A 5,126-nucleotide genomic window follows, 5' to 3' on the forward strand; every position below is an offset into this window, starting at 1 on the left:
CCGGCGGCCCCGACCTCGACCCCGAACTGCGCTGGCGCATCCTCGCCCGCCTCGCCACCCTCGGCGCCCTCACCCCCGATCGCATTGCACGGGCGCGCCGGAGGTGCCGTACGGCGCCGGGTCCACGGCGTCCGTCACGGCGGGGAGGATCCCTGCGGTGCCGTCAGTTCTTGCCGAGCAGCAGGGAGCGGGAGCGGCTGGCCATCGGGCCGAGCGCCCGGCCCGGGGCGGGCAGCGGCGCCGGTCCGTCGCCGCCGGCCGCCGCGGGGTCGCGCAGCAGGCCCAACTCGATGGCGGTGCGGGTGAGATCGGCCTTGTTGCCGACGTTGAGCTTGGTGCGGATGCGCTTGACGTACGTGCTGACCGTGGCCTCGGTCAGGCCCATCCGGCGGCCTATCTGGCTGTGGGTCAGGCCCTCGGCGAGCAGGCGCAGCGCCTCCAGTTCCCGGCGGGCGAGCGAGCGGGGCTCGGCGCCGCCGGGCTGCTGCAGTTCGGACTGGAGCCGCGGCACGAGCGTCGAGGAGAGGTGGAAGCCGCCCCGGACGACGGTGTCGACGGCGCGCAGCAGCTCCTCGTCGTCCACCCGTCCGGTGACGCACCCGAGCACCCCGGCGCGGACGGCCTCCAGGACGCGGTAGGGCCGGTGGAAGTCGGAGACCAGGAGGACCGGGGCGCAGGCGACGAGCCGGGCCAGGGTCGCTCCGGGCGGTTCGGACTCGGTGGCGCAGTCGTGCACGGGCGGGCCGTACAGGATCGCGTCGGGCGCCGGGGCGTCGAAGGGGAAGTCGTGCACGCGCTCCACCGCGGCACTCACGTCGAGCCGCGGACTCTGGGAGAGCACCCGCTCCAGTCCGTGCCGGACCAAATTCTGATGCTCGATAATGGCAATTCGCGCACAATTGGACATGCGTATTCCCGTCGTCAGGTCAATGCGTCACGCTCAGATCCCCCGCTCGACACGCCATCTGGGCGGCGGGTCGATGCCGTTTCAATGTACCGGACAAAATCAACAGTGCACGGACCGACCCGCATCTGTAGCGAAACCGCAGCGACGCAGGTCAGGGCCGTGACACTGTCTCAATCTCCGTACGGATACGCCGGGGACGGATCCTTCCGCACCCCGGTTCCGCGCCCCGGGTCACGATTGCGTAAGGCTTCGTCACAGCCTCGTAAGAATTCCGCATGACTCTGCGAGACAAATCGCTCAAGCCTAATTGAATTTCCCGCGCGGACATTTTCCGTTTACCCCACGGCGGTATTCTGTGCCGCCTGTCCCTTACGGCAAGACAATTGGAGAGTACGTACGTGGCTGACCAGGAGAAGCCCCCGCAGCCCGCTGCCGAGGCCCCAGGCCGCCTGCCGGAGGAGGACCGGCACGGCTTCGTCTCCGCGTTCGTGGGCGGCGTCCGCCCCGACGGTGAACAGGGCAAGCCCGGCAAGCGCCTGGTGGCGATCGGCATCGCCGTCGTCGCGGCGCTGAGTCTCGGCGCCCTCGCCATCGGCGCGCTCAGCGGCGGCTCGGACGAGAAGAAGAACCAGGCCGACAAGACCGCTCCCGCGGGCGCCACCGCCAAGGCCGACCACCACCAGGACGGCAAGGCGTCCCCCGACGGCTCCGGCGGCGCCTCGGGCGGCACCGGCGGCCGGCAGCAGACCGTGCCGGACGGCCAGCGGATCATCCCCGCCGAGGACACCCCCACGACGGGCTCGACGCACACCCCGCCCTCGCCCACCGCCACCACCAAGGACGAGAGCGGCAAGAGCGTTTCGAGCAAGACGGTCACCTCCTTCACCGCCCTCGCCGGGTACGGCTGCCCGTCGTCCGCGGAGGCCAAGATCTGGACGAAGGACCCGAACTTCAGCCAGGAGGCGGGCTGGCTGAAGACCAACGGCGGCGGCTACACCGGCTCCGGCTGCAACGGCCAGTACCTGTCCCTGCCCATGTCGGGCTCGTCGACGAAGTACGACGCGACCCAGTACGTGCTGTGGAAGTTCGACTACCGCGCGCGGATCAAGGGCGACGCCTCCTGCCGCCTCGCGGTCTTCGTGCCGGGCAACTCCGACCTCCGCTACGTCGGCGGCCACCCCGCCAAGTACGCGGTCTACGCCTCGGACCACAGCGGCGGCACCCCCGCCGGCAGCTTCGACGTCGACCAGGTCAACAACCGCGGCAAGTGGCTGGCCCGCGGGCCGTTCAAGGTCTCCGGCGGCTTCGTGACCGTCAAGATGTTCAACACCGGTATCGACTACACGTCCTCCACCAAGGACGCGCACGACGCTGCCGGGCCGGTCCAGCTCAGCTGCACCCCGGCATGATCGGCCGGTCCGGCGGCGCGGCCGCACTGCGCGTCGGGGCCCGGGGCTGGGGCGGGCACCGCACCATCGGCGCGGCGTTGCGCGCCGCCGGCCCGGGCGCCGTGATCTCGGTCCAACCCGGCACCTACACCGAGAACCTGACCCTCGAACGGGACATCACCGTCGTCGCCGAACAGGGCGCCGGAACCGTCCGGCTGGTCGCTCCCCGCGGCACCCCGCTGACCGTGCTCGGCGGCGCCGGGGAGATCCGCGGGCTCACCGTCCAGGGCGTCGCCCCGGATCAGCCCGCGATCGCCGTGACGGGCGGCACCGCCGTCCTCGACGGCTGCGAGATCACCGGCGGCCGCGTCGAGGTCACCGGCACCGCCGCGCCCACGTTGCGCGACTGCCGGGTGCACGCCGCCGGCGGGCCCGCCGTGCGCCTCGGCGGGGACAGCCGGGCGACGCTGGAGCGGGTGACCGTCACCGACGCCGGCGGCACCGCGCTGCTGGTGGAGCACGGTGCGGACGCCACCGTCAGCGGGCTGGCCGTCAACACCGCGGCCGGACACGGCATTCAGCTCCGCTCTCCGGCCACCGGCAGCTTCACCGACTGCGAGATCACCAGGACCACGGCGGCGGCGCTCGCCGTCGAGGACGACGCCCGGCCGGTGCTGCGCTCCTGCCGGCTGACCGACGGTCTGGCGCAGGGCGTCCTCGTCACCTCCTCCGCCACCGGCGCCACCCCGGCGCCCGCACCCGACGACACCGACGCGGGCAGCGGCCCGGAGGGCGACGCCGGGGCGTCCGGGAACACGGCCGGCGTGCTGCTGCACGACTGCGAGATCGCCCGGAGCGGCGCCGCGGGCGTCCAGGCGGCGGGCCCGGTGCTGCTGACGCTGCGCTCCTGCCGGATCGACGAGTCCGGCGGCGTCGGCGTGCTCGCCGCGCAGAACGCGGTGGTGCGGCTGACCGCCACCACCGTCGGGGACTCCGCCGACAGCGGGCTGGCGGCGGGCGGCACCGCGCAGGTCGAGATGCGCGGCGGCGGTCTCGCCCGCTCGCGGGCCAACGGCGCCTTCGTCACCGACGAGGCGCAGCTGACGCTCGTCGACTGCGCGGTCACCGACAGCGCCTTCACCGCCCTGCACCTGGCGGGCTCCGCCCGGGCCACGGTCCGCGACGGGGAGCTGCGCGGCACCCCGCAGCACGGCGCGCGGGTCACCGAACGCGCCCTGCTGACGCTCACCGGCACCCGCGTCGAGTCGGCGGAGCTGTCCGGCATCGCGGTGGACGGCGGCGATCTGACGGCACGCCGGTGCCGGGTGACGGACGCCGGTACGGGCATCAGCCTGACCTCCGCGCACCGCCCGCTGCTCGACAACTGCGAGATCGCGGACTGCGGTACGGGCCTGGAGGTGACCGCGGACACCGGTGCGCTGGTGGCGGACACCCGGGTGCGCGGCAGCCGTTCGGCCGGGGTGTTCCTCGGAGAGCGCTCCACCGCCTGGCTCGACAGCTGCGAGATCACCGACAGCAAGGGCAGCGCCCTGGTGCTGTGGAACGGCGCGCGGCCGCGGGTCAGCGGGGTGCGGATCGCCCGTTCCGCGAAGAACGGCGTCTACGTCGCCGACGGCGCGGCGGGGCTGCTGACCGACTGCGATGTCTCGGCCACCGGCTTCCCGGCGCTCTACGTCGGCAAGGACGCCAAGCCCGTGGTGCGCCGGTGCGTGGTCCGCGACACCGACGAGGACCTCAAGCTCGCGGACGGCGCGGAGCCGGTCTTCGAGGACTGCCGGGCCGACGGGGTGAAGGACAGCACCCTGCCGGTGTCCGCGGCGGGCCCGGCACCGGTCGGCGCCCGTGCCGTGGCGGCGGGCGGCGCGTCCGGCACCGCCCCGGCGCTCGGCGCCGAGGTCACCGAGGCGGCCACCGAGTCGCTGGAGGACCTGCTGGCCGAACTGCGGTCGCTGATCGGGCTGGAGCGCGTCAAGCAGGACGTGGAGACGCTGGTCAAGCTGATGCAGCTGGTCCGGCGCCGCACCGAGGCGGGTCTGCCGCCGCCCCCGCTCAGCCGCCATCTGGTCTTCGCGGGGAACGCCGGTACGGGCAAGACGACGGTGGCCCGGCTCTACGGGCGGCTGCTGGCCGCGCTGGGGCTGCTGACCCGCGGCCATCTGGTCGAGGCGGACCGGGGCGCGCTGGTCGGTGAGTACGTCGGCCACACCGCGCCGAAGACCACCGCGGTGTTCCGGCAGGCGGTCGGCGGTGTTCTCTTCATCGACGAGGCGTATGCGCTGGTGCCGCACGGCCAGGGCAACGACTTCGGTCTGGAGGCCATCTCCACGCTGGTGAAGCTGATGGAGGACCACCGCGAGGACGTGGTGGTGATCGTGGCCGGCTACCCCGACGACATGGGCCGGTTCATCGACGCCAACCCCGGTCTCGCCTCCCGGTTCACCCGGACCCTGCTCTTCGACGACTACGACGCGGACGAGCTCGTCGGCATCGTCGCGCAGCAGGCCGAGCACCACCGCTACGAGCTGGGCGAGGCGACGACGGACGCGCTGGGCACGTACTTCGCGGGTGTGGAGCGCGACGACCGGTTCGGCAACGGCCGCACCGCCCGTCAGCTCTTCCAGCGGATGACGGAGCGTCATGCGGCCCGGCTGGCCGATTCGGCGCTGCTCACGTCCGCGACGCCGGACGAGGCGGACGCCGAGGCGGAGACGAAGAGCCTGGTGACGCTGTTGCCGGAGGACATCCCGCCGCTGCAGACGCTGTAGAAGACAGTGCGAAGGGCCGGGGTGCCGTTTCACGTGAAACGGCAC

Annotated in this window: 3 protein-coding genes; 2 read left to right on the top strand and 1 reads right to left on the bottom strand. The window is 73.1% G+C overall.

Annotation, left to right across the window (positions count from 1 at the left end):
* Positions 1-163: 163 nt before the first annotated feature.
* Positions 164-865, bottom strand: a complete 702-nt coding sequence (locus ABT345_RS33135) for a response regulator transcription factor (RefSeq protein WP_345087393.1) — start codon at positions 863-865, stop codon at positions 164-166.
* Between the two features lie 440 nt (positions 866-1,305).
* Between ABT345_RS33135 and ABT345_RS33140 the strand changes: the two genes are divergently transcribed.
* Positions 1,306-2,316: a hypothetical protein gene (locus tag ABT345_RS33140; protein WP_345087395.1), complete on the top strand. Its 1,011-nt coding sequence runs from the start codon at positions 1,306-1,308 to the stop codon at positions 2,314-2,316.
* Complete coding sequence (locus tag ABT345_RS33145; RefSeq protein WP_345087397.1) at positions 2,313-5,081, top strand: right-handed parallel beta-helix repeat-containing protein; 2,769 nt, start codon at positions 2,313-2,315, stop codon at positions 5,079-5,081. Before ABT345_RS33140 ends, ABT345_RS33145 begins: the two co-directional genes overlap by 4 nt.
* The last annotated feature ends 45 nt before the right edge of the window (positions 5,082-5,126 follow it).

The sequence above is a fragment of the Streptomyces sp. NPDC000404 genome, from assembly GCF_040300365.1.
In the GTDB taxonomy this organism is placed as follows: domain Bacteria; phylum Actinomycetota; class Actinomycetes; order Streptomycetales; family Streptomycetaceae; genus Streptomyces; species Streptomyces ramulosus.

Coding starts and splice junctions, on each gene's coding strand:
- ABT345_RS33145 (WP_345087397.1), top strand. CDS start 2,313: ATGATCGGCCGGTCCGGCGGCGCGGCCGCACTGCGCGTCGGGGCCCGG.